Source organism: Rhizobium sp. 007, assembly GCF_015353075.1.
In the GTDB taxonomy this organism is placed as follows: Bacteria; Pseudomonadota; Alphaproteobacteria; order Rhizobiales; family Rhizobiaceae; genus Rhizobium.
Genome location: NZ_CP064188.1, coordinates 655,648 through 680,417 on the forward strand (window position 1 = coordinate 655,648; position 24,770 = coordinate 680,417).

Annotated in this window: 27 protein-coding genes and 2 pseudogenes; 20 read left to right on the forward strand and 9 right to left on the reverse strand. The window is 60.4% G+C overall.

What is annotated here, in order from left to right; genetic code table 11:
• Positions 1–143: 143 nt before the first annotated feature.
• Both ISN39_RS24215 and ISN39_RS24220 read left to right on the forward strand, forming a co-directional pair.
• Positions 144–1,049 (forward strand): PhnA-like protein, encoded by a 906-nt coding sequence (locus tag ISN39_RS24215; RefSeq protein WP_194730768.1) that lies wholly within the window; start codon positions 144–146, stop codon positions 1,047–1,049.
• A 250-nt stretch (positions 1,050–1,299) separates the two neighbouring features.
• Positions 1,300–1,752 carry a hypothetical protein gene (locus tag ISN39_RS24220; RefSeq protein WP_246763414.1) on the forward strand — a complete coding sequence of 151 codons (453 nt, stop codon included), beginning with the start codon at positions 1,300–1,302 and terminating at the stop codon, positions 1,750–1,752.
• Between the two features lie 256 nt (positions 1,753–2,008).
• On the opposite strand, the pseudogene ISN39_RS24225 reads toward ISN39_RS24220, so the two are convergent.
• A pseudogene (locus tag ISN39_RS24225) lies at positions 2,009–2,892 on the reverse strand (aldo/keto reductase family oxidoreductase).
• A gap of 95 nt (positions 2,893–2,987) precedes the next feature.
• Between ISN39_RS24225 and ISN39_RS24230 the strand changes: the two are divergent.
• The gene (locus ISN39_RS24230; protein ID WP_194730769.1) at positions 2,988–3,899 is read left to right on the forward strand and encodes a LysR family transcriptional regulator; all 912 of its coding nucleotides are present in this window, start codon (positions 2,988–2,990) and stop codon (positions 3,897–3,899) included.
• A 202-nt stretch (positions 3,900–4,101) separates the two neighbouring features.
• On the opposite strand, the gene ISN39_RS24235 is transcribed toward ISN39_RS24230, so the two are convergent.
• Entirely contained in the window at positions 4,102–4,527 is a 426-nt protein-coding gene (locus ISN39_RS24235; protein WP_348651985.1) for a hypothetical protein, read from the reverse strand.
• A gap of 92 nt (positions 4,528–4,619) precedes the next feature.
• Between ISN39_RS24235 and ISN39_RS37690 the strand changes: the two genes are divergently transcribed.
• Positions 4,620–4,742, forward strand: coding sequence for a hypothetical protein (locus ISN39_RS37690; protein WP_281438323.1), 123 nt, complete (start codon positions 4,620–4,622; stop codon positions 4,740–4,742).
• Between the two features lie 150 nt (positions 4,743–4,892).
• Here the strand turns inward: ISN39_RS37690 and ISN39_RS24240 are convergent, their stop codons facing one another.
• Entirely contained in the window at positions 4,893–5,399 is a 507-nt protein-coding gene (locus tag ISN39_RS24240) for a PadR family transcriptional regulator (RefSeq protein WP_210388718.1), read from the reverse strand.
• Between the two features lie 111 nt (positions 5,400–5,510).
• On the opposite strand from ISN39_RS24240, the gene ISN39_RS24245 reads away from it, so the two are divergent.
• The 3 genes from ISN39_RS24245 (at position 5,511) to ISN39_RS24255 (ending at position 6,872) form a co-directional block, all read left to right on the forward strand.
• Positions 5,511–6,065 carry an NAD(P)H-dependent oxidoreductase gene (locus ISN39_RS24245; RefSeq protein ID WP_194730772.1) on the forward strand — a complete coding sequence of 185 codons (555 nt, stop codon included), beginning with the start codon at positions 5,511–5,513 and terminating at the stop codon, positions 6,063–6,065.
• A 13-nt stretch (positions 6,066–6,078) separates the two neighbouring features.
• Positions 6,079–6,435, forward strand: a complete 357-nt coding sequence (locus ISN39_RS24250) for a hypothetical protein (RefSeq protein WP_194730773.1) — start codon at positions 6,079–6,081, stop codon at positions 6,433–6,435.
• 110 nt (positions 6,436–6,545) lie between these two features.
• A complete protein-coding gene (locus ISN39_RS24255) occupies positions 6,546–6,872 on the forward strand; it encodes a DUF3861 family protein (RefSeq protein ID WP_194730774.1) in 327 nt (108 codons plus the stop codon).
• Between the two features lie 94 nt (positions 6,873–6,966).
• Here the strand turns inward: ISN39_RS24255 and ISN39_RS24260 are convergent, their stop codons facing one another.
• On the reverse strand, positions 6,967–7,908 hold the full coding sequence (locus ISN39_RS24260) for a LysR family transcriptional regulator (RefSeq protein WP_194730775.1): 942 nt from the start codon (positions 7,906–7,908) through the stop codon (positions 6,967–6,969).
• A gap of 154 nt (positions 7,909–8,062) precedes the next feature.
• On the opposite strand from ISN39_RS24260, the gene ISN39_RS24265 reads away from it, so the two are divergent.
• From ISN39_RS24265 to ISN39_RS24290, 6 genes are all read left to right on the forward strand, one after another.
• Positions 8,063–8,809: an RraA family protein gene (locus ISN39_RS24265; RefSeq protein ID WP_194730776.1), complete on the forward strand. Its 747-nt coding sequence runs from the start codon at positions 8,063–8,065 to the stop codon at positions 8,807–8,809.
• A gap of 4 nt (positions 8,810–8,813) precedes the next feature.
• On the forward strand, positions 8,814–9,818 hold the full coding sequence (locus tag ISN39_RS24270; protein WP_246763415.1) for a D-2-hydroxyacid dehydrogenase family protein: 1,005 nt from the start codon (positions 8,814–8,816) through the stop codon (positions 9,816–9,818).
• Positions 9,815–10,603 carry an SDR family oxidoreductase gene (locus tag ISN39_RS24275; protein WP_194730777.1) on the forward strand — a complete coding sequence of 263 codons (789 nt, stop codon included), beginning with the start codon at positions 9,815–9,817 and terminating at the stop codon, positions 10,601–10,603. Before ISN39_RS24270 ends, ISN39_RS24275 begins: the two co-directional genes overlap by 4 nt.
• 125 nt (positions 10,604–10,728) lie before the next feature.
• A complete protein-coding gene (locus ISN39_RS24280) occupies positions 10,729–11,967 on the forward strand; it encodes an MFS transporter (protein ID WP_348651986.1) in 1,239 nt (412 codons plus the stop codon).
• Between the two features lie 271 nt (positions 11,968–12,238).
• On the forward strand, positions 12,239–12,631 hold the full coding sequence (locus tag ISN39_RS24285) for a RidA family protein (protein ID WP_194731905.1): 393 nt from the start codon (positions 12,239–12,241) through the stop codon (positions 12,629–12,631).
• Between the two features lie 546 nt (positions 12,632–13,177).
• The gene (locus ISN39_RS24290) at positions 13,178–14,038 is read left to right on the forward strand and encodes an MBL fold metallo-hydrolase (RefSeq protein ID WP_246763416.1); all 861 of its coding nucleotides are present in this window, start codon (positions 13,178–13,180) and stop codon (positions 14,036–14,038) included.
• Positions 14,039–14,092: 54 nt separating this feature from the next.
• Here the strand turns inward: ISN39_RS24290 and ISN39_RS37990 are convergent, their stop codons facing one another.
• On the reverse strand, positions 14,093–14,485 hold the full coding sequence (locus tag ISN39_RS37990) for a hypothetical protein (protein WP_348651987.1): 393 nt from the start codon (positions 14,483–14,485) through the stop codon (positions 14,093–14,095).
• A gap of 115 nt (positions 14,486–14,600) precedes the next feature.
• The gene (locus tag ISN39_RS24300) at positions 14,601–14,801 is read right to left on the reverse strand and encodes a hypothetical protein (RefSeq protein WP_194730780.1); all 201 of its coding nucleotides are present in this window, start codon (positions 14,799–14,801) and stop codon (positions 14,601–14,603) included.
• 71 nt (positions 14,802–14,872) lie between these two features.
• On the opposite strand from ISN39_RS24300, the gene ISN39_RS24305 reads away from it, so the two are divergent.
• The 7 genes and pseudogenes from ISN39_RS24305 to ISN39_RS36710 all read left to right on the forward strand — a co-directional run.
• The gene (locus ISN39_RS24305) at positions 14,873–15,883 is read left to right on the forward strand and encodes a substrate-binding domain-containing protein (protein WP_194730781.1); all 1,011 of its coding nucleotides are present in this window, start codon (positions 14,873–14,875) and stop codon (positions 15,881–15,883) included.
• A gap of 24 nt (positions 15,884–15,907) precedes the next feature.
• Positions 15,908–17,185 (forward strand): ABC transporter substrate-binding protein, encoded by a 1,278-nt coding sequence (locus ISN39_RS24310; RefSeq protein ID WP_194730782.1) that lies wholly within the window; start codon positions 15,908–15,910, stop codon positions 17,183–17,185.
• Positions 17,186–17,247: 62 nt separating this feature from the next.
• Entirely contained in the window at positions 17,248–18,099 is an 852-nt protein-coding gene (locus tag ISN39_RS24315) for a sugar ABC transporter permease (RefSeq protein ID WP_074072358.1), read from the forward strand.
• Positions 18,096–18,926: a carbohydrate ABC transporter permease gene (locus ISN39_RS24320; protein ID WP_022718149.1), complete on the forward strand. Its 831-nt coding sequence runs from the start codon at positions 18,096–18,098 to the stop codon at positions 18,924–18,926. Before ISN39_RS24315 ends, ISN39_RS24320 begins: the two co-directional genes overlap by 4 nt.
• Before the next feature lie 45 nt (positions 18,927–18,971).
• Positions 18,972–20,030, forward strand: coding sequence for an ABC transporter ATP-binding protein (locus tag ISN39_RS24325; RefSeq protein WP_194730783.1), 1,059 nt, complete (start codon positions 18,972–18,974; stop codon positions 20,028–20,030).
• 21 nt (positions 20,031–20,051) lie between these two features.
• Positions 20,052–21,335, forward strand: coding sequence for a neutral trehalase (locus ISN39_RS24330; RefSeq protein ID WP_194730784.1), 1,284 nt, complete (start codon positions 20,052–20,054; stop codon positions 21,333–21,335).
• A 27-nt stretch (positions 21,336–21,362) separates the two neighbouring features.
• Positions 21,363–21,560: pseudogene (locus tag ISN39_RS36710) on the forward strand (hypothetical protein); the annotation flags it as partial.
• A gap of 95 nt (positions 21,561–21,655) precedes the next feature.
• On the opposite strand, the gene ISN39_RS24335 reads toward ISN39_RS36710, so the two are convergent.
• The 3 genes from ISN39_RS24335 to ISN39_RS24345 all read right to left on the reverse strand — a co-directional run bounded on the left by ISN39_RS24335 (position 21,656) and on the right by ISN39_RS24345 (position 24,770).
• Positions 21,656–22,858, reverse strand: coding sequence for an MFS transporter (locus tag ISN39_RS24335; protein ID WP_194730785.1), 1,203 nt, complete (start codon positions 22,856–22,858; stop codon positions 21,656–21,658).
• Entirely contained in the window at positions 22,855–23,154 is a 300-nt protein-coding gene (locus ISN39_RS24340; protein ID WP_194730786.1) for a hypothetical protein, read from the reverse strand. The genes ISN39_RS24335 and ISN39_RS24340 overlap by 4 nt, the downstream gene beginning before the upstream one ends.
• Positions 23,155–23,333: 179 nt before the next feature.
• On the reverse strand, positions 23,334–24,770 hold the full coding sequence (locus ISN39_RS24345; protein ID WP_194730787.1) for a M81 family metallopeptidase: 1,437 nt from the start codon (positions 24,768–24,770) through the stop codon (positions 23,334–23,336).

Below are 24,770 nucleotides of genomic sequence, written 5' to 3' on the forward strand. Positions count from 1 at the left end.
TCCTCGTCATCGAACGCGGCACCAGCGCGCTCGGTCCCTTGACGACCTAAGGTACGCTCCAATGAAGTTCAGCCACCTGGAACAATGGGCACGTCTGCGAGTTTGATTGCCACTTCACGAACGCGTGAAAAAAGGAAACTCTCATGACCGAACCCGTTTCATCCGTGGCGCACATTCATACGCGCGACGATAACCCCTACCTCACCGCAGCCTTCAACAAGGTCTCCTGGGGCGCCGTGTTCGCCGGCGTCGCAGTGGCACTTGTGGTCCAGCTCTTGCTCAACCTCCTGGGTGCCGGCCTCGGCGCCGCCGTCATCGATCCCGCTTCGAGTGATAATCCGAGTGCGACAACGCTCTCGGTCAGCACGGCAATCTGGTTCGTCGTCAGCGGCCTCATCGCATCCTTTGCCGGCGGCTACATTGCCAGCCGGTTGTCCGGACGCCCCCTTCGTTCAACGGGATCTCTTCATGGCGTCACGTCGTGGGCTGTCACCACGCTGGTTGTCGTCTATCTTCTGACCACATCCGTCGGCGCGCTCGTCGGTGGCGTCTTCTCTGGTTTGGGCGGCATCGTCTCCAGCGCCGGATCCACGGTGGCCACAGCCGCCACGACTGCAGCTCCGGCACTTGCGACGGCCACCGATCCAATGGCCGGCGTCGAGCAGAGCATCCGCGACGCAAGTGGCGGCAACGATCCAGCAGCGCTGCGCGATGCCGCAGTCGCCTCCGTGCGCGCAGTTCTGACAGGCGACCAAACCAAGGCAGAAGAGGCACGCAATCGCGCTGCCGACGCCATCGCCCGAGCTCAGAACATTCCTGTCGATCAGGCCAAGCAGCAGGTGGCCCAGTACGAGGAGCAGTACAAGGACGCCGTTGCCCAGGCGAAGCAGCAGGCGACCGAGGCCGCCGAAACCGCAGCGACAGCGTTCTCGGCGGGAGCGATCCTGGCATTCATCGCTCTAGCCGTAGGTGCTATCGCGGCTTGGATCGGCGGCGCCGTCGGCACGACACACGTCGTGCGGGACGAAGACGTCTACGTGACGCGCTGAACATTCCAGCCCCACGTAGACAGACCGCTCAACCGGGCGGCCCATTTGAAAGCGCGCTCTTACGTGGGTCAATAAAACGGTCATGGCGGGCCGGGACCCTTAACACTCCTGTTGCCCTGCGAACTTGGTCTGCGCCTGGGACTTAAGGATCAGCTTCGCCTTGAGCGCCGTCCCGGCCCAGGTCCCTGCGAGTTCTGGAGTTAGGAACAGATGGGTGCCGCTATCGTTATTGTTTGTTATGGAGGACGTTATGTCGAACGTTTCGAAGACAGGTACCGACACGATCAACAATGCAAGCAGCCCGACTACGTTCGGGCGTTCGGTCGAAAGCCAGGCGCAGATCGCTGACGCGGCCGCGCAGGGCGCGCCCGGCAGCGCTGGGGAACCACTCAGCATCTATCGTCTCGAACCGATCGCCGCACCGAACGATCCAAGATGGGCCAATTCTCCAGGACATGGAGTTGTCGTAGTGGCGGCGAGGACGCCAGGCGACGCACGGATCATGGCGGCGAGCCGCGAGCTGGACTTCATGGAGGTCGATGCAGCGCCTGCCGAAGACGTGACGACAGCTAATGCGAGCGCTTTCCGGGACGACAAGCTTTACACCGTAATCGAGATCGACCGTGATCGTACCGACGTTTCGCGCGGGATCCTTGATGGCGACGTCTCGGTCGATACGATCCGACCAGTGGAGCCGGACTGACGCGCTCCGATCTCCCTCCCTGAGATAAGCGGCCTTTTCCTGTTCTGATCCAAGGTGTGGATACCCCAATACCGTCCCATGTCGATAACGGGACGGCGGGAGCTGTGGCGTTCAAAGCAAGTACTTGCTGCAGCGCAGTGCGGCTGAACCGAGTTCATAGTGAAAAGCGGACTTTACCGACCACGATCGCGCTGCCAGCTTTCCACCCGATTGCCGACGGCCGGCTGCGCCCCGAAGCAAGGGAATCGCCGGCTCTTCAGGGGGAACTGACGCTCGCTGCAATGCCGTCCAATGCATCAAGCGTATCATTCGGCAGATCAAGTTCCGCCGCGGCGAGGTTCTCGCGCAGATGCGCGACCGAGGACGTGCCGGGGATCAGTAGGATGTTCGGCGCCCGACGAAGCAGCCAGGCGAGAGCGACCTGCAATGGCGTGGCGCCGAGGCGTTGAGCGGCGTCGGACAAGATAGACGACTGCAGCGGATTGAACCCGCCGAGCGGAAAGAACGGCACATAGGCGATGCCGTCGCGGGCAAGATCGTCAATCAGGGCATCGTCCCTCCGATGCGCTAAATTGTACTGGTTCTGCACGCAAACGATCTTGGCGATCCGGCGTCCTTCTGCGACTTGGTGGGGGTGACGTTGCTCAATCCGATATGTCGCACCAGACCCCGCCGCTGGAGCTCGGCCAGGGCGGTGAGCGGCGCCTCGATTGATCCCTCGGCCGGGCCATGGGCGTCGAACATGATCCGAAGGTTGACCACATCCAACACGTCGAGACCGAGATTTCGCAAATTGTCATGCACGGCCTGGGACAGTTCTTCCGGCGATAAGGCCGGGAGCCAGGATCCATTCTCGCCGCGTCGGGCCCCGATCTTGGTGACGATGACGAGATCGTCACCGTAGGGCGCGAGTGCCTCGCGGATCAGCTGGTTGGTCACATGCGGGCCGTAAAAGTCGCTGGTGTCGATGTGATCGACCCCGCGCCCCACTGCTTCGCGCAATACGGCCAATGCTGCATCACGGTCTTTGGGCGGACCGAACACGCCAGGCCCTGCAAGTTGCATGGCGCCGTAGCCGAGCCGCTTCACGGTGCGGTCGCCGAGGACGAAGGTTTCGGATTGGTTTTCGGTGCTGGTCATGATCTTTCCCCTTATCTGATCAAGGCGTAGATAGGTGTTGGCCATCCGCGCGATAACCGGATACAATCTGCACAGGCTGTGCGGAGAGGCGAACAGTGAGTGTCGATCTAGGTGATCTCAGTGCTTTCGTGGCGGTGGCGCGCGCCAAGGGCTTTCGCGACGCAGCGCGCGCAAGCGGCGCAAGCGCGTCGGGCTTGAGCGAGGCGGTGCGCCGCCTTGAGGCGCAGCTCGGCGTCAGGCTGCTCAACCGTACGACACGCAGCGTCGTCTTGACCGAAGCTGGTCACGGCCTGCTGGAGCGGCTCGGCCCGGCGTTGAGCGAGGTGGAGTCGGCCCTCGACGTGGTGAACGGCTTTCGCGATCGGCCGGCGGGTTCGTTGCGCCTGAACGTGCCGGTCAGCGCGGCGCGGCTGGTGCTACCCAGCATCGTTCCGCCATTCCTCGCAGCCTATCCTGGCATCCGCCTGGAGGTGATCGCCGAGGAGAGCTTCGTCGACGTATTGGCGGCCGGATGCGATGCCGGTATTCGCTACGAGGAGCGGCTGGAGCAGGATATGATCGCGGTGCCGATCGGGCCTCGTGTCCAGCGGTTCGCCACCGCTGCTTCTCCGGCTTACCTTGATCGCCATGGGCGGCCCGATCATCCTCGCGATCTGCTCAACCATGCCTGTATACGCGGTCGCTTTCCGAGCGGTGCGATGATGACGCCGTGGGAGTTCGAGCGCGAAGGCGAAGTCGTGCGGGTCGATCCGGAAGGTCCGTTGACCGTGGGGATTGGCGGCGCCGTCGATCTTGCCGTTGATGCCGCGATTGCCGGCGTCGGCATCGTGGGACTGTTCGAGGACTGGCTGCGGCCCTTTTTCAATAGCGGCGCCCTCGAACCCGTCCTTGAACCCTGGTGGCAGGCCTTCTCCGGGCCGTTTCTCTATTATCCCGGACGGCGCCTCGTGCCGGCGCCGCTGCGCGCATTCATCGATTTCATCAAGGCATCGGCGGACCAGCGCTGACCTTTAACGTCATATTACGAGCCTGCCGCCTGAGACCATGCGGCGCGCCTACCCGGCTGCTCTCGATCAACACTCCGGCCAGGCAGTGCGGAGCTTTGAACCAATGGCCGGCGTTTGCTCACCGTAGACGGCCCAAGGAGCGACGCCGCCGTCACAGGGCCTCTCGTCACAGGGCCTCTCGGAAAAGACGGACGATAACCGTTCAACGTCGCCGCAAATCTAATTGAGTGGTGACAATCAACTTCCCAGATGCCGGATCTTGATCGATCGTTCGAATTCGAAGACCGTCCTCGCCGACCTTCTCGATCGTCATTTTCGCTTGGCGATCCCCATAGATTGTATTGGCCCAGGTAACATCGAATTTAATCGTATTCCCGTCTCGGCTGCCCTCGAGTTTCGACGGCTTACCGGATATTCCCACATAAATGCCGGAATATGCTTCTCCAGACGCCTTGACGTTCGCGGTAAAGCTGCGCGTGACAACGGCAAACGCTCGGCATGAGCCGTTCATCGAAAAGCTGGACGATTTGGCATCGGATTGCATTTTGCACGAGACATCAACCTTGCTTCCGCCGAGCTTTGTCAGGACCGCTCCGCCGCCCGTCCACTGCCCTTCGATCGACTTCAAGAAGTCTTCTTCGGAAGCGGACGCGTTCGAAGTCAGACAGGTGGCGCAAGTTAGGGCGATGGCGGGTAATACTCGCATGACGCAGAATCCTGATGGTTGAAAATGACGAACATCCGACCGATCAACTTGTTCCACACGATCGTCATAAGCAGTTTTTAATCACGCTGGAGCAGGACGTCTTCCTCGGCAGTTCAAACGAGCAAGCAGCGCGGTGACCTGTTCGGCTATACGGTCGAAGAATTTGCGCGAACTCATTCGCGCGGGACACAGCACCGCACTGAGCTCGCGGACCGCGATGGCGGATGTTAAGCAGAGGCCTTGCGCGGGCAGCATCGCTAGATGAGCGAGCGACTTGTTCATCGGCGTCACAGCCTTTCAATTTTGTGCACCGCCTCGTCAATGATCTCCGCAACGCTGAGAAGCAATTCCTTATCCGATGTCCCCGCTAGCCTCTGGCCGAGTGCTGTCTTGAGATTCTGCATTGCGCGTCCGACAGGTCCTGCGGCGACGGAGCTGCCTCGGAAGCGCAGCGCCTCGATGCGAGCAAGGACACCCTGGGCTTCGTCAAGATGCTCATGAAGGAAACTGCGCCCTGTCTGGGTCAACGAATAGGCACGCCTTTTTTCCTGGGCTTGCCTCGATTCAATCTGGCCAAGGTCTGACATCAGCGCCAGGCGCGGGTAGACGATGCCGGAGCTTGGCGCGTAGTTGCCCCCAGACCGTGTTTTGATTTCTCGGATGAGATCATAGCCGTGCCGCGCGTCGCCATCGTCGAGAAGCAGCAGAAAAAGGAATCCCAGCTCATCGCCATCGAGCATCCTTCGAGGACTGCTCGCGGCTTGGGAGTCGTCGTTATTTGTCGTTCTCGGCATATCACACTCTTTTAAAGACTGTCTAAGACATATCTTGACATAGGCTTAAGATGAATTATCGTCGTTGGGACGGCGGCATACCGTCATCCCAATTCAACGCAGAGAAATAACATGAAAAAAATCGCCGTGCTGGTCGGATCACTCCGGCGTGACTCGATCAACAGAAGACTTGCCAAGGCACTCGCGCGCCTTGCCGAAGATCGGCTCGAATTCGATTTCATCGAGCTCAGTGAGGTTCCGATGTACAACGAGGATCTCTGGGACGATATCCCTACCTCGATTACGAGGATGAAACGACAGATCGAGCAGGCCGACGGCGTACTTTTCGTTTCACAAGAGTACAACCGGTCCTTCACAGCCGTTTTGAAGAACTCCATCGACTGGGGAACGCGGCCCTATGGCCAAAACTCCTTTGCCGGAATGCCAGGTGCCGTCGTGGGGACCTCTCCTGGCGCCATTGGAACTGCAGTCGGGCAAAGTCAGCTGAAGAGTGTACTGAACGCGGCGCACGTGATTGTGATGGGTCAGCCAGAGATCTATCTGACTTGGAAGGCCGAGCTGTTCGACGAGGACGGCAGCATCACTAACGAGAGCACCAGATCCTTCTTGCAGAACTGGGTCAGGGATTTCGAAGGATGGATCGAGCGAACTTCCCACAAGAAGTGAAAGAATCGACCCTATGATCGGTTCCGAGCCGTCGCCTTCGCCGGATTGCGCGATTCTAACCATGGCCCGCGTCTCGACCGACAATGCTTGCCGCCTGCTTAAGGATGCCGCGTTACGATGGGAAGGCTGGTACCGGGTATTGGTTTACGAACACAGCTGCACTGTCGTCTTCCCTCCGCAGATCGGGACACGAGCATGGAGCGCGCCGGCGCGCGTCACGCTTATAGCAGACGCTCAGGGCTTAAACTGTTGGATCGAAGCCGTCGATGTGTCGCAGCTCGACGAGATCATGGTGGTCATCGAGCGCCAGCTCAACGACCATCTGTCCGATGATCAGACGCTTGCTTTCGACTGGTACTGCCAGCGCTGAAGCCAGCATCGTCGGACAAAAGGCGTCGCCTCGAAAAACGACCTCCTCAAGGAAATCTAGGTCGAAGGTCGGCGCGTCGGTGCAATCAACTCTGGACGAAAGCGAAATCGATGTCGAACAAATACCGTGTAATACTTCAGCACATTGCAGACAGTGGCGAAGGATCGAGACAAGGCCGTACATTGCAGTTCGGCATTGTGAGTCATGACGATATCATCGACATCGCAGACATTGTCAGAACAAAGGCCATCGTTCCTGACGACGAAGCAAGCGTTCTTGCGGTGGGGATGAAGCTTCTTGGACAGGTTGTTTTGAAACATCGCAAGGAATTGGCCTTCGCGGATTTCTGGCCCCATTTTCGAAAGCTTTCTGAGAAGCGTAAAGCGCTCAGTTTAATAAAGGACGGCTTCGGCGAGTGCTTGCGGCGTGACCGATAGGAGCAGCATCCCATGGTTGGGCCTGACTATTTTGCTTAAAGCGCGCTAGGATCGGGGCAGGGGCGGGTCCATCGACCAGAATCGCTCCTGAGCATCACGACGGAGACGTTGTGGCGCTTGGCTGCGTCGTTTCGCCGGGAATTCCGCAAACCCCGGCAACGAGCGACCGAAACCATTGGTGGGCGGGGTGAGTGTGCAACCGTTCATGCCAGACAAGTTTGTAGACCAGCTTCTCGGTTTCGAAGGGCAAGGAGCGGACCACCAACTCATGCTGCGCGGCAAACCTGTGGTCGGGTCCGTTGATGAAGCCGCTTGGCACGCAGGTCAGGAGGTCGCTTTGCGCGACGATCCGCAAGGCATCAGCAAAATGGTTGACGACGGTGACGATCATCCGCGTACGACCATGAAGGCTCAGCCAGCCATCCACCGCGCCAAGATCCATTCCCGACGGTGTCACCAGCATGTGAGAAGCCGCCACAAACTGATCAAGCGTCATCCCTCGCTCCAATGCGTGTTCGCGCCGCATGACACACACGTAGTGATCCGTACGAAGACCCTGCACATGGATACCACGTGGAAGCGCTGGAAACATGCCGACTGCACAGTCAAGCGTACCGCGCTCGATGCCGTCGAGGGAGGTGGTATTGGTGTGGAAAGTAAACGCGACCCGGGCATAAGGGGCCATGGCCCTCAGTTTCAACGCGATGCCGGTGACTGCTTCCGACGCCAGGCTGTCCGTAACCGCAATCCGGAAGCTGGTCGGGTCCGAGCGCGGATCAAAATTCTCGGGTGCGATCGATGCTCGGATCACCGCCAGCGAATGATGAAGCTCGGGCCAGATCGCCAGCATCCGTGATGTAGGCTGGACGCCGTCGGCGACCTTGAGGAACAACTGGTCGCGCGTCAGCTTTCGAGCGCGGCGAAGCGCGTTGCTGACGGCCGGTTGGCTCATTGCCAGGCTGGCTGCTGCGCGCGTGACGTTTCGTTCCAACATAATGGCTTCGATTACCACGAGCAAGTTGAGGTCGAGCCGCATGTTATTCACCTCGGTGATAATGGTACCTTGGGAATCTAAATTGGACCATCCAGTTCTTTTGGGCAACTCTGTGCAAAGAGAGTTCCGCCTAAGCTTTGTATCAATACGCGCTTGCAATCGAAGACTGCGCCCAGATGCTGTAAGGATTTTCTTCATGAATGATGCTGCTGCAGGAGACCTGCTGCCGAAGCTGACCGGAAAGATCAGCCCCGATCGTATTCGTCTCCTGCGCACTCCGCGCCCGCCCCAGGGTCTGATCGAGAAGTTCAAGCGCATCGCCGACGCAACCAGCGTCATCGCTGACGTCATGGACGAGTTGGGCATCACCGGCGCTATCGGAGCCACGGCTCTCAAGCCGACCCTGCCAAACGCAAGCATCGTCGGGCCGGCGCTTACCGTGCGCAACATCATGCAGCGCGAGCACGTCTATGAAACCGCCCGCGGCCACGTGAACCGCATGGCCGAATTCGAAGCGCACAATCTGGCGCTACCTGGCGACGTCGTCGTGATTGACGGTGTTGCGGGCGTCTCCAACATGGGCGGCATCTCGGCGCAGACAGGCAAGCGCCAAGGCGAAGCTGGCGCCATCGTCTTCGGCGGCATCCGTGACGTCGGCCATTCCCGTCGCGTCGACTATCCGCTCTGGGCCACCGAGATCACTCCGGTCACGGGCAAGTGGCGCATAGAAACCGTGGAGATCAATGGCGACATTCAGATTGCTGGCGTTCGCGTCTCGCCCGGAGACATCGTCGTTGCCGATGAAACCGGCGTTTGCTTCGTTCCGATCGCGCGCGCCGCCGAAGTGCTGGAACGGGCGCTGGCGAAGGCTGCCTTTGAACAGGATAAATGCACGGCGATCGACGCCGGCACGGCGGTTGCCGACCTCCCGAGCAGAGAGTGATGCAATGACTGATTTCACGAGAAGACTGCGTATCGCCGTCCTCGACGACTACCAGGACGTCGTTCGTACGCTTGACTGTTTCAGCAAGCTGCAGGGTCATGAGGTCACGATCTGGAACGACGCCATGGCCGACGTGGACACGCTCGCGGAGCGGCTCGCCACCGCCGACGTGCTGGTGCTGCTGCGCGAGCGGACCAAGGTGGACGAGGCGCTGGTCAGCCGACTTCCTAACCTCAAGCTGATCAGCCAGAATGGTCACGTGCCGCACATCGATCTCGCCGCATGCACGCGTCGCGGCGTCCTCGTCTCCTCAGCCTTGACGCCACGCCCTTCGTACCCGACCGTGGAGTTCACTTGGGGTCTAATCCTCGCGGCAATGCGCAACATCCCTCTCGAAAGCGCCGCGCTGCGCAAGGGCTCCTGGCAGAGCACGGTCGGGCTCGGGCTGCGCGGTCGGACACTCGGGATCTATGGCTTCGGCCGGCTCGGCTCGATGGTTGCGCGGATCGGCGCAGCGTTCGGTATGGAGTTGCTGATCTGGGGACGGCAGGGCTCATTGGACCGGGCGCGGGCAGAAGGGTTTCCCGTTGCCGAAAGCACGCAGGCCCTCTTCGAGCAGTCGGATGTGCTCAGCCTGCATCTGCGCCTGAATGCCGAGACCACCGGACTGATCGGTCCCAAGGAGCTTGCTCTGATGAAACCTACGGCACTGCTCGTGAATACCAGCCGCGCGGAGCTGATTAAATCCGGGGCGCTCGTCGCAGCGCTGCGCAACGGTCGGCCTGGAAAGGCGGCGGTGGACGTGTTCGAGCAAGAACCGCTGACGGATCCGACCCACCCGCTGCTGCATCTGCCGAACGCGTTGTGCACACCGCATCTCGGCTATGTCGAGCGCGACAATTTTGAATTCGCCTACGGCAACGCATTCGATCAGATCGTGGCTTTCGCCAATGGTTCCGCGATCAACATCCATAATCCGGATGTGCTGAAACAGGAGCATGCACAATGAACCTCGAGCTCGACGGGAAAGTTGTTTTGGTCACCGGCGGCAGCAAGGGCATCGGCCTTGCCTGCGCCCGGGCATTCGGCAGGGAAGGCGCCCGCGTGGTCATCGTATCGCGCAATCCGGTCAATCTGGCCGCGGCCCAGGCGGCCCTTGCAAAGGAGGGTCTCGACGTTACGCCGTTTGCGGCGGACCTGTCCGACGGGTCGGCAGCGGAACGGGCGGTCATAGCGGCCGAAGAGCAGGTCGGGCCGATTGCGGTGCTGGTCAATTCCGCTGGAGGCGCCATTCGTGTGCCTCCCAGTGAACTGACGCCGGACAAGTGGCGGGTGGCAATGAATGCGAAGTTCTTCACCTACATGAACGTCATGGACTACGTCCTGCCGAGGATGGTGTCGCGGCAAGGGGGTGCGATCGTCAACATTATCGGCACCGGCGGCAAGATCGCCTCGCCGATCCACCTCCCTGGCGGCGCTGCGAACGCGGCACTGATGCTGGCTTCCGCGGGTCTCGCTGCGGCTTGGGGACACGCGGGCATTCGCGTCAACGTCATCAATCCTGGAGCGACTATGACCGACCGGCTGCAAATGTCACTGGAGGCGGAATCGCGTGCCACTGGAAAGCCGCCGGAGGAACTGCTGCGACAAAACCAGCAGCGCATACCTCTTGGACGCTACGCCACTGCAGAGGAGGTGGCGGATGCGGCGCTCTATCTGGCGAGCGCCAGAGCGTCCTACGTGACTGCTGCCTCGCTCACCATGGACGGAGGGTTGACGCCGCTCGTCGTGTGACCGGCCGAGCCGGAGGCGAAAATTCGAACATTGGGAGGAGCCAAATGTTTAAGTGGTATCGTGAGTTAACAAAGCGGGAGCGAAATACGTTCTGGGGATGCTTTGCTGGATGGGCGATCGACGCAATGGACGCACAGCTCTTCAGCTTCGTGCTGCCCGTGCTCATCGCAGCCTGGGCGATGACAACGGCACAGGCAGGCTACCTTGCCACAGCGACACTCTTCTCCGCTGCCGTGGGTGGCTGGGCATGTGGCTACCTGGCGGACCGCTTCGGCCGCGTCCGCGTCATGCAGTTCACCATTGTATGGTTCTCACTGTTTACCTTCCTGGCGGGCTTCTCCCAGAATTTCGAGCAGCTCATCATCGTGCGCGTGCTGCAAGGGCTGGGCTTTGGCGGCGAATGGGCCGCAGGCGCGGTGCTGATGGGTGAAATCATCCGGCCCGAACACCGCGGCAAGGCGGTCGGTTGCGTCCAGAGCGGCTTCGGCATCGGCTGGAGCGTGGCGGCGATCCTGGCCGGCGTGATCCTGGCCCATGTCCCCGCGGACTACGCCTGGCGGACGCTGCTGATGATCGGGGTGCTGCCTGGGTTCTTGGTGCTCTACTTGCGTCGCCGGCTCGAGGAGCCGGAGCTCTACCAGCAGACTCGTGCTGCGATAAATGCTGCTGGCCGCGGCCCGGGGCTTGGGGCGATCTTCCAGCCGAACATGCTGCCGGTCACCATCCTGGCGTCGCTGCTGGCATTCGGCGTGATCGGTGTCGGCGGGGCGATCGTAAACTGGCTGCCGACGTTCATGAAGACGGTCCGGCATCTGTCGCCCAGTGCCTCGGGATATTATGTCTTCCTGGTCACCGGAGGTTCGTTCTTCGGCTTTCTGGCAAGCGCTTATTTGTCCGACATGCTCGGCCGGCGGCGGACGTTCCAATTGTTTCTGGTCTGCTCATGGCTGGTGACCATAGCCTATATGTTCCTGCCGCTATCAGGTTGGGGGCTGATATTGATGGGGATACCGTTCGGCTTCTTCACGATCGGCAACTACGCAGCGCTTGGCCCCTTCTTCACGGAGTTGTTCCCCACTGCCATCCGTGGCAGCGGCCAGAGCTTCGCCTACAACTTCGGCAAGGCGGCCGGTGCCGTCGCGGTGTCCTGCATCGGCGTCCTTGCGCAGTGGATCACCTTGGCCGAGGCTATCGGGTTGATCGCGCTGCTCGGCTACAGCATCGGGATCGTCGCAACGCTGCTGCTTCCAGAGACGAAAGGCATCAGCCTCAAGCCGGGCTTTGGCCAGACTGTCGACGGGGATGATCGGTCGATTGAAGCGGCGGCCACTCCGACGGAGCAACCCGCACCTGGCAGGCCATAACCGCTCCCGCATTCAGGCGCAGGCGGCCTCGATCGGGCGCCCGAGATCGAATGAGGCAGCGGTCCTGCATAGATGAACAACGTGGCCAGGCCCGATCCTGTCAACGTGCGACGCGCAGGCTTTTGGAAAGGAAGCCCCGACAAAACGGCGCGCTCTTCGCTAACGCAGGTGTTCAAAGCAGTGAGAAGAAAAGGAAAAGCAGATGACACAATCGACAGTAGTGAATACGTCCGACATGGCGGTGCAGCATAGCTCACGAGCAAGCAAAACCATGAACCGCAGAACGAGCGTCACCGTCGAATCCCTCGCTCACAAGTATCCCGTTCCCAATGCCTGTCGCATCGGCAACCTGATCGTCTCCGGTGCGATCCACGGCGTGGATCCTGCCACTCACACCATGCCGAAGGACCTGACGGCTCAATGCGCCCACGTATTTGCAAATATGAAGACGATCGTCGAGGCTGCCGGAGGCAGCACCAAAGACATCATCAAGATGACCGTCTATCTGCGCGACCGCGACAACCGGGAACCGCTGAATGCGGAATGGGTGCGCATGTTTCCGGACCCCGAAACTCGACCGGCCCGACACTCACAGCCGCTGCTGGTGGAGGGCCCTTCGCTGGTTCAATGCGATTTCATGGCCGTGATCGAAGAGCCGGATTGATGGCGGTTCTGATCGCCTTTTGCCTCGCTGGCAAGCCAGTCGCACAAACTCGCCTGAAAAGAGGCTCTGGACTTGACGTCATGGTCGAGCAGGGGCAGGGCCTGCACTCAATCCGCTAACAGAGCCCTCGTCGATGCCGGCGTCGTCATCACGTCTAACGCCAGGACTACGTTCATGCTCTCAGCGACGCCAAGAAGACATGCGAGGCGATCGCCAAGCCTTTCGCTCCGCGCTCCGCTGCCAATGATCCAGCGCATTATTGATAGGGATGATAACGGTCCTTTGAACTGTGAATTGGACGGAGATGATGGGCCGTGCGAGCCTTCACGCTCGCTAGAGCGCTACGACTGCGCAAACATGATCGCGGCTCGGGATTTGGTCGTGCACCCGCGTAATGATGCTCCCCTGCCTCTTCGCAATCCCCGGTCTAAGGACGAAAAGATGACGACGAACAAACCGAACAGTCTTACTCGCCGCTCCCTTCTTATAGCGTCGTGCATTTGCGTTGGATGCGCTGTGCCCGGCCCACTCCTTGCTGATGCTCCAATGATCAAGAGTGACAGCCCGGGCTTCTTTCGTTTGATGGTTGGTGACTGTGAGGTCACAGTACTTTCCGACGGCAAGAATCTGCTTGCGGCTACGAAGTTGTTGCAAGGAGACACCGCGCGGATCGCCGATGCCCTGAAAAGCAACTTTCTTGGAGAGCAGGTTGAAACCTCCCACAATTCCTTTCTGGTGAACACGGGCGACAAGCTGGTACTGGTCGATGCGGGTGCAGGGACACTACTGGGGCCGCACACAGGCAAATTGCTTGGCAATCTTGTAGCCGCGGGCTATCGGCCGGAGCAGGTGGACGAGGTCTATCTCACGCATATGCATACAGATCACATCGGCGGTTTAATGTCTGGAAACCAACGGGCCTTTCCAAACGCTGTCGTTCGCGCCGACACGCGCGACGTGGATTACTGGCTGAGCGAGGAAAACATGCGTGCTGCTCCCGCTGCGGCGAAGCGCTTCTTTGAGGCGGCCATCGCGTCATTGTCTCCTTACATGACAGCGGGCAAGATCAAGACGTTCGAGGGGGGTGCCGATCTGATCCCAGGAATTCGAGCCCAGCCGGCCTACGGGCATACTCCTGGTCATACGATGTATGAAGTGGAGAGCAAAGGCGAAAAGCTGCTCCTTTGGGGCGATATCGTCCATGTCGCCGCAGTGCAATTTGTCGATCCTGCCGTCACAATCGGATATGACGTCGACAGTGCCGAGGCCGAACAAGAGCATTGGCGTGTCTTCGATGATGCTGCGAAGGATCGATACCTGATCGGAGGCGCACACCTCCCGTTTCCTGGCCTCGGTCACGTGCGCAACAACGGCGACAAGACCTACACGTTTGTGTCATTGAGCTAGCGGGATTAGGAGTCCCCATCTGAGCGTCTCATGATTGGCTATTCAGCTGCAATGTCAGGGACGACTAAACGGTTTCCCTTCCTCATCCTTAAGGTTCAGACGCTCGACCAACTCCTCGGCATCCTCTTCAGTGAGCATATCCATGACCACCCCATCGATAACGACCGCCTGTCCGGTCACTGCATCGACCACCGCCCAGTAGTTGTTCAGGTTCTTGCGACGGCTATAACGCCCAGTTGCCATTAGGTGAATCTTTGGGTGCTGAGGCTCGGTCTCGGCCCTTCTCTTTTCTTCGGCATTAAGGATGATCATGAGGTCAGTCGCGACATCGTGGGGCAACCGATTGAGAACCGTTCCGTGCATCTCTGCGGTACTACCTTCGTGGTAGTCGATGACATGCCACGTGCCGTCAGAATTCTCCTCTAAACCGTACCGCTTGTAGACCATGGGTCGCCTGGGGGTTGCCTTTAATACACCTAACGCCGACCCGGAGCGTTTGTTGCAAATTTCTGAGTGACCGACCGGATACGTCGCTTCCCCCGCCACTTCCTAAAGGTGCGAGCTAGCAATTTGCAAAAGGGTAGCAAGCCACTTGCGGACTGAGAAAGAGAGCGTTTGCTTCGACATCAACCTCTTCATCGACGCCTTCCGGCAGCCAGCTGGTCTTCATGTCTGTTGCGAATGCAGCGATGTCGACACCCGTTACTGCGCCGCATCGCTTGACGGTCGACGAGCCCTCCCAGCGGTCCTTATAGCTGTCCATTTCCAAAACGTTTTGGCTTGATCTCCAAAACGTTTTTGTTCATACTGGCGCTGTATCTGGGAGGGTACGCAGTGTCCAATCTGAAACAATTGGCCCAGTCGCTCGGCCTGTCGATCACCACGGTATCGCGCGCCCTCGACGGCTATCCGGACGTCTCGCCGGCAACCCGCGAACGCGTACGGGAAGCGGCAGCGCTCACCGGTTATCGCCCCAATGCTTCTGCACGACGCCTTCGCAAACAGCGTGCCGAACTTGTCGCCGTGACACTCCCGAGCGATCCGGGCCATATCGGCCCGCCGCACTTTCTCGATATGCTCTCCGGCTGCGCCGAACATCTTGCGACCGCCGGCCTCAATCTCGTGATTGCCCCTGTGCCGCGCGGCGAGAGCGAACTCGACATGTGCCGCCGTTTCGTCGACGGGCAAAGGGTCGACGCCATGCTGCTCGTTCGCACGAAACGCAGGGACGAGCGCGTGGAATTCCTGCAGGCGCGGGGCATTCCGTTCGTCACCAACGGCCGGACCGAGTCGGTGTTGCCGCATCCCTATCTCGACGGCGACGGCTTTGCCGGGTTTCAAGCGGCAAGCCTTCGCTTTCATGCCGACGGTCATCGCCGGATCGCTCATATTGCCGGCCCCCAGAACTATTATTTTGCCCATGTCCGCTGCATGGGCTGGCAGGCAGCCATGGAAGAAAGCGGCCTTTCGAGCGAACTTTGCGCCGAAGGCGCACCGACCGAGCAGGGTGGATACCTGGCGGCGCTGGAATTGCTGCGCCATCCACGTCGGCCAACTGCGATCGTCTGCGCGACGGACGAAATGGCGATCGGTGCCTTGCGGGCGCTCCGTGAAATTGAGGGCGGCGAGACGATCAGCATCGTCGGCCATGACGATCTTCCAACCGGTGCCTATACCAGCCCACCGCTTTCGACCATGCGCATGGCGGGCGAGAACCTGGGTCGCAGCTTTGCCTCGCTGCTGCTTCGCGCCATTGCCGGCGAGCCTTCGGAAGAACTTCAGGAACTGCACCCGATCGAATTCGTCGACCGCGAGAGCCATCGGCGTGCGCCGCCAAATGCATAGAGAAGAACCAAAGAGGAGGAGAAAATGAAACATCTAGCGTCACTCGGAATTCTGGCATCGACCGTCCTTTTGGCCGCAACGCCGGTGCTTGCCGACACGGTGTTCCTGTCCACGCAACTTCGTCCGATCGCAGAAGCGACCGTGGTTCGCGAAGAACTGCTCAAGGGCGTCCAGAACCCGGTCGACTACGTGGTCGAAGAGCCGCCGCAATTTGCGGTCCGCATGGAGGCCGAGCGCCAGGCCGGAACGCACACGATCAGCCTTGTCGGCGCTTTGCACGGCGAACTGTCGCCGCTTGCCGACAAGGACGGCCTTGAGCCGCTCGACGACGTCGCCAAGACGCTCGCTTCGAAAGGCATGCCGCAGCCTCTGCTTGATCTCGGCAAGCTCGGCAAGTCCAGCCAGCAATATATCCCCTGGATGCAGGCGACCTATGTCATGGCCGCCAGGAAGGACGCCCTGCAATATCTTCCCCAGGGCGCGGATGTGAACAAGCTCACCTACGATCAGCTGATCGAATGGGGAAAGAAGATGCAGGAAGCGACCGGCCAGCCGCAGATCGGCTTTCCGGCCGGGCCGAAGGGGCTGATGTCCCGCTTCTTCCAGGGCTACTTCTATCCCTCCTTCACAGGCGGCGTCGTGCGGCCGTTCCAAAGTGCTGATGCTGCAGCCGGATGGGAGAAGCTGAAGGAGCTCTGGGCGGTCGTCAATCCGAACTCCACCAACTACGACTTCATGCAGGAGCCGCTGCTTGCCGGCGAAGTCATGGTCGCCTGGGATCACGTCGCCCGCCTCAAGGAGGCGATCTCCTCCGAGCCTGATCAATATGTCGTCTTCCCGGCTCCCGCCGGGCCGAAAGGCCGCGGTTACATGCCCGTTGTCGCCGGCCTCGCCGTTCCGAAGGGGGCACCTGACAAGGCAGGCGCGATCGCCGTCATCGAACACCTGACGATGCTCGACACGCAATTGCTGACAGCGCAGAAGGTGGGGTTCTTTCCGACGCTTGACGCCAAGCTGCCTTCCGATATCGATCCTGGAGTAGGCTTGCTCGCGGCTGCCGTCAACGCAACCCAGACCGCGCCGGACGCGCTGATTTCGCTGCTTCCCGTCGGCCTCGGCGACAAGGGCGGCGAGTTCAACAAGGTCTATATGGACAGCTTCCAGCGGATCATCCTGCAGAACGAAGCCGTCGGCGACGTCCTGAAGGCGCAAGGCGCAACGCTTGCAAAGCTGATGGCCGATACCAAGGCCCCGTGCTGGGCGCCGGACGCCAAGAGCGACGGAGCCTGCCCTGTCGAATAAGCCTTTCGGCCCGGGCGCCTAGCGTCCGGGCCGCTTTTCGAAATGCCACGAAGCGAAAGCCAATGCCCAACAACCGCACCTGGATCCCCTATCTGCTGATCTTGCCCTCGGTGGCGTTCCTGGCGTTGCTCTTCGTCGTGCCGCTTGTGCAGACGATCTGGCTTGCCGTCTCCGACAATGGCACGCCCTCGCTTGCCAATGTCCAGCGTATGGTGGGTGATCTCAATTTTACGCGCTCGGTACAAAACACGTTTCTTCTGACGCTTGCCGTTGTGCCGGTGCAGATCGTCATTGCGCTCGCCATGGGAACGATGGTCGCGAAAGTGGCAGCCGGCCGGGAAACGATCCTGTGGATCTGGACCATTCCGCTCGGCATTTCGGATCTCGCAGCCGGTCTCGTCTGGTTGTCGATCCTGCAGAACAGCGGTTATCTCAATTCCTTCCTTTACGGCCTCGGCATCATCGAACGGCAGGCGAGCTGGCTTTCCTACCAGACGCCGTTCGCACTTTTTCTCGGCATAGCTGCCGCCGAGATATGGCGGGGAACGGCGATCGTCATGGTCGTCATCGTTGCCGGCCTCAACCAGGTGCCGAAGGAATACCGGGAAGCGGCAGAAATCTTCGGCGCAGGTCCGTGGACGCGCTTCTTCCGCATCACCTTGCCGCTCATCCGGCCGGCGCTGCAGTCGGCGCTCATCCTGCGCACCGTTTTGGCCTTCGAGGTTTTTGCCGTCGTATATGCCCTCGGCGGCCGCAATTTCCCGGTGCTCGTCGGCGAGGCCTACACTTGGCAGAACCAGAACCAGAACTATGGCGTTGCCGCAGCCTACGCGGTTCTCATCATGCTCATCTCGCTTGCGGCCACAATGTTCTATCTGAAGGCCATCAAGGTCGATCCGGAGCGTCTTCCATGAGCACGACCCGCGCCGCAAACTTCGTCTCGTCCCGCCGCATTCTGCTCTGGAGCGGGATCGCCGTCCTTTGCGCCTGGGTCCTGGTGCCGATCTATCTGATCGCGCTCGGCGCCTTCGGCGGACGCAGCGCCGTCTACCTCTGGCCGAAGACCGGTCTGCCGACGGGCCTTTCCTTCGAGCCCTTCCTGCTTTTCCTGAGAACGGAAGGCGTTCTCGGCTCCTTCCTGAACTCACTCGGAGCCGCAGCCATCACGGTTGCCCTGTCCCTGCTTCTCGGAGCGCCCGCCGGCTATGCGCTGGCACGCTATAATTTTCACGGCAAGGATTCCTTCCGGCTCATGGTCCTTTTGACCCGCGCCTTTCCTTTGGCAATCCTTGCTCTGCCGCTCACCGTTTCCTTCATCCGTCTCGGCCTCTACGATACGGTAACGGGCGTCGGGCTCGTCCATACCGTCCTTGCTCTGCCTTTCGCCGTGCTGGTGACGCAAGGCATCTTTCTTGGCGTTCCGAGAGAACTCGAGGAAGCGGCATGGGTCTTCGGGTGCTCGCGTATCCAGGCATTCTTCAAGATCGTCGCTCCGCTCGCCCTTCCAGGTATCGCCGCGACCGCCGTCTTTGCCTTCGTCATCTCCTGGAACGAGGTTTTCGCCGCGTCCGTGCTCACCGTCAGAAATCGGACGCTGACGGCCTATCTACTGACCGTGCTGGCGGAAAGCCCGATGCATTACCGCTTTGCGGGCGGCCTCATGCTCATCCTGCCATCCGTGGTCTTCATCTTCGCGGTCAGGCGTTACCTTTTCGCGATCTGGGGCATTTCATCCAAGTAACGGGTCATCCAAGTAACGGGTCATCCAAGTAACGGGAACAGTTTCATGGCCAACATCGTCATCGACCGCATCCGGAAGAACTTCGGGACCTTCCAGGCGCTGAAGGAGGTCTCGCTGACAGTCAACGACGGGGAATTCGTTTCACTTCTCGGCCCCTCTGGCTGCGGAAAGACGACGCTGCTGCGCATCATCGCCGGTCTTGAATCCGAAAGTGCCGGCGACATTCGGATCGGAGACCGCTCGGTCGTCGGGCTTCAGCCGAAGGACCGCGGCCTTGCCATGGTCTTCCAGAACTACGCCGTCTTCCCGCATATGACCGTCTTTGAAAATGTCGCCTTCGGCCTCAGGATGCAAAAGGCCGATGAGGCGCGCGTCAGGCAGCAGGTGGAAAAAGCGGCAGCTCTTCTGCATATCGAGCCCTATCTCGACCGCTATCCGAACAAGCTGTCGGGCGGCCAGCGCCAGCGCGTAGCCGTTGCTCGGGCGCTCGCCGTCGAGCCGAAGGTCCTGTTGATGGATGAGCCGCTTTCCAATCTCGATGCGCTGCTGCGCCTGGAAATGCGCACGGAACTGAAGACGGTCCTGCAATCTTCCGGCACGACGACGATCTATGTGACGCACGACCAGACCGAGGCGATGGGCCTTTCGGACAGGATCGCCGTCATGCACGACGGCCAGATCGAGCAGGTTGGCCATCCCGTCGACATCTACAATCATCCCGCCACGCGGTTCGTCGGCGGCTTCATCGGCAATCCGCCGATGAATTTCATCCGCATGCCCGTGACCGACGGGCACGTGATCGCGGGCAGCGAGCGCTTTTCGGTGCCGCCGGAATCCGGGCCCGAGATCATCCTCGGGCTGCGCGGCGAAGCCGTGGTGCTTGCGCCGCCGTCAGAGGGATTTCAAATGCGCGTTCGCGTCGCCGAGCCGATGGGTTCGCATCTTCTTTTGACGGGATCGATCGAAAACCAGCCCGTTCGCGTCATCCTGCCGGCCGCCGAAAAGGTCGCAAGCGGCGACGTCATCGGCCTGAAACCTGATCCCGCGCGCATTTCTTGGCTCGCACCCGATAGCGGCAAGGCCTACCTGGCGGCCGCTGCCTGACGAATATCTGGAGTAAATGGCATGACGAAATACATCGATGAAGCCAAGGCGATCTTGGCGGCGAATGACCGCGGCGGCTACACGGTACCGACCGACAGGCTTTATCCCTTTCAGTGGAACTGGGATTCGGCCTTCGTCGCCATGGGGTTTGCCGCCTACGACATCGATCGCGCCTATCGTGAACTCGAACGCCTGGCCGAGGGACAATGGGCCGATGGCATGATCCCCCATATCGTGTTCCATCAGCCGAGCGACAGCTATTTCCCCGGCCCCGACGTCTGGCGCACGAACCATGTCATTCCGACCTCCGGTATCACGCAGCCGCCGGTCTTCGCGATGGCTCTTCGCAAGATTTACGAAACGGCGGTCGCCACCGGCTCTGTCGCAAACGAGCGAACCCTTACGCTCTACGAAGCCGCCTTGAAGTGGCACCGGTGGTGGTACCGCGCGCGTGATCCGGAAGGCACCGGTCTCGTCGCCTTGCTGCATCCTTGGGAAAGCGGCAGCGACAACTCGCCTGCCTGGGACATCGCCCTTGCGCGTGTTCCGACGACGACCGAAACGCCGGTCGTGCGAAAAGACATAGGGCATGTGAACCCGGAAATGCGCCCGCGTGACGAGGACTATGGCCGCTTCATCCATCTCCTGGATACCTATGCGGCATGCGGCTGGGACCCCGTCGAGCAATGGCAAAAGGCCGAGTTCAAGATCGCGGATATCCAGACCAGCGCGATCCTGCTGAAGGCCGGCGAAGATCTGCATTATCTTGCAGGTGTCTTCGGGCGCGGAGGCGAAGCCGATGAGATTGCAGCGCTGAATGAGCGCACGCGGCAGGCCCTGAAGGCGCAATGGCGTTCTCATCTTTCGCGTTTCGTCTCGCGGGATCTGCTGGCCGGCGAGGATGTCGCCGCAGCCACGCAGGCCGGCTTCATTCCTCTTCTTGCGCTCGACCTTGATGAGGCGACAGCCGACGCTGCAGCCGGCGAAATGCGAAGATGGTGCAAGGGCATGAAAGTCGTCTTCCCGACGACCGAGCCTACTTCCGCGAGTTTTGAGGCCAAGCGCTATTGGCGCGGTCCGGCCTGGGCGATCATCAACTGGCTCCTGATCAACGGATTACACCGCAACGGCCACGCAGGATTTGCAGAGGAACTGCGCCAATCGACGATGAGCGCGATCGAGACCGAAGGCTTTGCCGAATATTTCGATCCGAAATCCGGCGAAGGATGCGGTGGGCTCGGATTCTCATGGACGGCAGCGGCTTACATTGCTCTTGAAAAGGCGGACAGTTCCGCAATTCAGTAGGAGCCAGCACCAAAACCCCGATATCCTATACCCGGCTGGAGGAGCCCGACATGGCCCGTGGTCGCGGTTGCACACGAAGCTGGAACGGTTGCTCTCGGCTTTATCGACGCTCTTCAAGCTGCTTATGATCTGATCGCCAGCCATCCGGAGGCCGGATCATTGCGGTATGTATATGAGTTGGGATTTCCTGACCTGCGGAGCGTTTCGATGAAGCGCTATCCCTACGCACCTGTGGGCTTTGAAAGATTGGTGGGAGATCGGCCGTCGCCTCATCCTTGGGCTTAGCCGCCTGCCGTCTTCATCCGGCCGGTAGTCCTCCATCAAACAGCTCGACGTCTGGTGCTGCAGTATATCAGGAGCCCAATGCCGCCGAGCCCGAACAGCGCGCCAATAATTGAGGTCCCCGAATAGGTTGTGATGCAACTGCCGATGGCGAAGACGAGTGCGCTCACGCCTGCGCTGAGAAAAATGTTGACGGATATCAGGGCGCTGCCGAGACCTGGCCGCTCTGCAATGAGGTCCTGGAGGTAGGTGATGGGGATGCTGATCAACGCTGCAGCGCCAATGCCGCTGATGACTGTCAGGGCGTAAGCGTGCCAGGGCTCTGAAGCAAGGCCGAGCAGCAACAGGTAGGCGGCATAAATGATGGTGCCGGTCACCAGTGCTGCGACCTGACCCATCTGCCTGAGAAGTCGCGCCCAGACGATGATGAAGATGATCTCGAAGAAAGCAACGATGCCGACGAGAATGCCGACATCGGCCACCGTCCCGTGAACCGCTCCGGTGACGATCAAGGGCAGGATCGCCCCGTTGACATGGAGCGTGCTCGTAATGAGCGCAACGGCAATCAAGGGCGTGAAGATTCTCGGCGAAACCACTTCGGCGAGAGCTGCAAGATGAGAGAGATGATGCGTTGCTGCTTTGTCCGTGCCCTTCTGGCGCGGCAGGAATGCGCTGATCAGGGCAAAACAGAACATGCAAGAGAGACAGGCGAAAAGATAGGTGGGCAGCATGCTCGTCGACGCGGAAAGCAGCACACCTGTCATGCCAGGTACCAGCACCCACGACAGCGAGATCATTGCCCGGACGCCTGAGTTGACGGTGTTGACCTCGTTTTTGGGCATTTTCGCGGTGGCGGCCCGGACATTGGCAAAAAGCAGGGAGTTGAGCGAACCATAGATCGGTAGCAACAGAAGCGAGCAGGCGATGAAGCTCGTTTGGGTCGGAACGATATATATCGCGCCATAGCCGAAAATGCCGAAACTGGCAGCCACCAGCATCATCGAACGATATTCGCCGAGACGGTCGGCAAGGTTGCCGAGGAGGATGCTCACGAGGACATTGACGGCCGCGGCCACAAAGATCAGGGCTGAATAAAGACCGTTGCTCAATCCCAGCTCGCGAATGCCGACGACGGATTGATAGGGCGATGTTGTCGCCCCCGCAAACCCGAACAAAAAGATGGCAATCATGCTGACGCGGATTGCCGGATTGCGAAAGACATCGGGAAGAAGGCGGTTCATGCGGATATCAACGAAAGGAACGATGTGGTGGTCACACGGCGCGCGTTCTGGCAATGCGCCGCCCGCCACGCGATTTGATGATGCAAAATGTCAATCCCGCCGGCGCGCCGAAAAGTGCGCCTGCGGCTGGCAATCGAGATTGCGGTCGAACGGGAGGATCGCCCGCGCCCGGCAAACATCGACAAAGCGAGCCTTGATCTGAATTCCGCGAAATTCTCGGCGATGGACGCGGTCCCCACGATCAGAGGATAATCATCGCACATGAGCTCCTCCGAACAGTTCGCCTTGCGCTGCATTGTCCAGTTATGCTCGCATGATTCAGTGTGCGCCGCTCTGGATGGTTGTCAGCGAAACGCACGCGTTTGCGATCTCATTTGACGCACGCTCGGCGATTGCCCGACCCGCCAGGAACCTCATATCCTCGTTCCGCAAGGTGCAGATCCCTACCGGATGGTGGCCTTCGTCCCGGGCATAATCAGTCCTGCCAGCGCGCCGAAAGACGCGCCTGCGGTTGGTATACGAATTTGCGGTCGAACGGGAAGATCGGCCGGGTTCGGCGATGGCTCGCCAGACTTTCGATGTCCTGGTTCACGACGCCCTCTGTCAGTGCCATGAGATTCGGATTGGCAATCGGCGCAAGCTCGGGCGAAAGATAGCCCGATTTTACGACAAGCAGCCGAACCGATCTGGGATCGAGCCCAAGGCGCGCGAAATCCGCGATGTTGTGATAGGGGCGCCTGCGGGCGGCAAGAACCACCGTCACGCCGCTGGTCCGGATCACCGCCTGGCGTTCGGCCTCGGAGCCTGGATCGTCGAGTAGGATCACCTCGGCCTCGATGCGAACGGGAAAGCTCGCCGGATCGAGACTACCGCCGATTGATAGAGGCACGACCGCTCCCCTGCCGGCGGCAAAGCAGGCCTCGACGGCCGGCCGGTCGGTGATGCCGGCAAAGAGCGTGTTTTCGAGCTTGCGGGAAAGAACCGCGCTTAGGACATCGGCCCGGTCGCCCACACCGCCGCCGGTCGGATTGTCCGCCGAATCCGCAAGCACGACCGGCAAAGTCTTCGTATCTGCTGCGATATCGAGCATGTCGTCGAGCGGACCGGTGACCGGTCCGAAACGAAAATCCTTTCGGGCATTCCAATAGGAAAGTGCGATCTCCTCCGCGGCTTTTGCGGCAGCAGCTTTGTCCGAGGCCGTCACCACGGCGCAGGCCGTCGCCCGCGGCTCGTCGGCCCAGACATAACCGATCATCAGATTGGCATCGAGAACGCCGTCGCGGCGGTCGAAGTCCGCAAGCCGTAGGTAGAGGCTCTTTGCCGGCTCATCCTCAGTCGAAGTCCGCTCGCCTGGCCACAGGACAGGCACCTGCGCCCAGGCCACGCCCGGCCGGTTCCCGCTCGTAAGCGCGTCGACGAGCATCGACCAGGCTCGCACCATGGTCTCGCGCACATCGATATGCGGCGCCGTGCGGTAGGCCGCGAAAATATCGAGCTGGTCGACAATCTTCTGGCTGACATTGCCATGCAGATCGTAGCTCGCAGCGACGATGCAGTCCGGACCGACGACAGCCCGGGCCGCCGATATCCAGTCGCCTTCGGCGTCATCCATGCCCTCGACGTTCATTGCGCCGTGCATGGCGAGATAGAGACCATCAAGCGGCGTGGACGCCTGCAGCCGGTCGAGGAACTCCGTCTTGAACTCCTCGTAGGCGGCACGCGACACCGGTCCGCCGGGAATGGCACGCGCATGGAGAAGCGGGAGGTGGTCGACCCCTTCCGCGTTCAGAAAGTTGAAATAGTCGGAACCGAGGAGATCTGCCCCGCGCATGACGCGAAAATCCTCGATCGCCATCAGCACCGGCGAGTATGTGCTGCATTCCGTGTGAATTCCGCCGACCGCAATCCGCAT

Excerpts from the sequence above, each read along its gene's own strand:
- ISN39_RS37990 (WP_348651987.1), bottom strand. The coding sequence starts at position 14,485 with ATGGTCTACAAGCGGTACGGTTTAGAGGAGAATTCTGACGGCACGTGG.
- ISN39_RS24240 (WP_210388718.1), bottom strand. The coding sequence starts at position 5,399 with ATGCCGAGAACGACAAATAACGACGACTCCCAAGCCGCGAGCAGTCCT.
- ISN39_RS24340 (WP_194730786.1), bottom strand. The coding sequence starts at position 23,154 with ATGCAGCGCAAGGCGAACTGTTCGGAGGAGCTCATGTGCGATGATTAT.
- ISN39_RS24320 (WP_022718149.1), top strand. The coding sequence starts at position 18,096 with ATGAGCACGACCCGCGCCGCAAACTTCGTCTCGTCCCGCCGCATTCTG.
- ISN39_RS24265 (WP_194730776.1), top strand. The coding sequence starts at position 8,063 with ATGAATGATGCTGCTGCAGGAGACCTGCTGCCGAAGCTGACCGGAAAG.
- ISN39_RS24250 (WP_194730773.1), top strand. The coding sequence starts at position 6,079 with ATGATCGGTTCCGAGCCGTCGCCTTCGCCGGATTGCGCGATTCTAACC.
- ISN39_RS24245 (WP_194730772.1), top strand. The coding sequence starts at position 5,511 with ATGAAAAAAATCGCCGTGCTGGTCGGATCACTCCGGCGTGACTCGATC.
- ISN39_RS24315 (WP_074072358.1), top strand. The coding sequence starts at position 17,248 with ATGCCCAACAACCGCACCTGGATCCCCTATCTGCTGATCTTGCCCTCG.
- ISN39_RS24325 (WP_194730783.1), top strand. The coding sequence starts at position 18,972 with ATGGCCAACATCGTCATCGACCGCATCCGGAAGAACTTCGGGACCTTC.
- ISN39_RS24275 (WP_194730777.1), top strand. The coding sequence starts at position 9,815 with ATGAACCTCGAGCTCGACGGGAAAGTTGTTTTGGTCACCGGCGGCAGC.
- ISN39_RS24280 (WP_348651986.1), top strand. The coding sequence starts at position 10,729 with ATGGACGCACAGCTCTTCAGCTTCGTGCTGCCCGTGCTCATCGCAGCC.
- ISN39_RS24310 (WP_194730782.1), top strand. The coding sequence starts at position 15,908 with ATGAAACATCTAGCGTCACTCGGAATTCTGGCATCGACCGTCCTTTTG.
- ISN39_RS24285 (WP_194731905.1), top strand. The coding sequence starts at position 12,239 with ATGAACCGCAGAACGAGCGTCACCGTCGAATCCCTCGCTCACAAGTAT.
- ISN39_RS24300 (WP_194730780.1), bottom strand. The coding sequence starts at position 14,801 with ATGGACAGCTATAAGGACCGCTGGGAGGGCTCGTCGACCGTCAAGCGA.
- ISN39_RS24290 (WP_246763416.1), top strand. The coding sequence starts at position 13,178 with ATGATCAAGAGTGACAGCCCGGGCTTCTTTCGTTTGATGGTTGGTGAC.
- ISN39_RS24260 (WP_194730775.1), bottom strand. The coding sequence starts at position 7,908 with ATGCGGCTCGACCTCAACTTGCTCGTGGTAATCGAAGCCATTATGTTG.
- ISN39_RS24220 (WP_246763414.1), top strand. The coding sequence starts at position 1,300 with ATGTCGAACGTTTCGAAGACAGGTACCGACACGATCAACAATGCAAGC.
- ISN39_RS24345 (WP_194730787.1), bottom strand. The coding sequence starts at position 24,770 with ATGCGGATTGCGGTCGGCGGAATTCACACGGAATGCAGCACATACTCG.
- ISN39_RS37690 (WP_281438323.1), top strand. The coding sequence starts at position 4,620 with ATGGTTGAAAATGACGAACATCCGACCGATCAACTTGTTCCACACGAT.
- ISN39_RS24215 (WP_194730768.1), top strand. The coding sequence starts at position 144 with ATGACCGAACCCGTTTCATCCGTGGCGCACATTCATACGCGCGACGAT.
- ISN39_RS24335 (WP_194730785.1), bottom strand. The coding sequence starts at position 22,858 with ATGAACCGCCTTCTTCCCGATGTCTTTCGCAATCCGGCAATCCGCGTC.
- ISN39_RS24255 (WP_194730774.1), top strand. The coding sequence starts at position 6,546 with ATGTCGAACAAATACCGTGTAATACTTCAGCACATTGCAGACAGTGGC.
- ISN39_RS24330 (WP_194730784.1), top strand. The coding sequence starts at position 20,052 with ATGACGAAATACATCGATGAAGCCAAGGCGATCTTGGCGGCGAATGAC.
- ISN39_RS24270 (WP_246763415.1), top strand. The coding sequence starts at position 8,814 with ATGACTGATTTCACGAGAAGACTGCGTATCGCCGTCCTCGACGACTAC.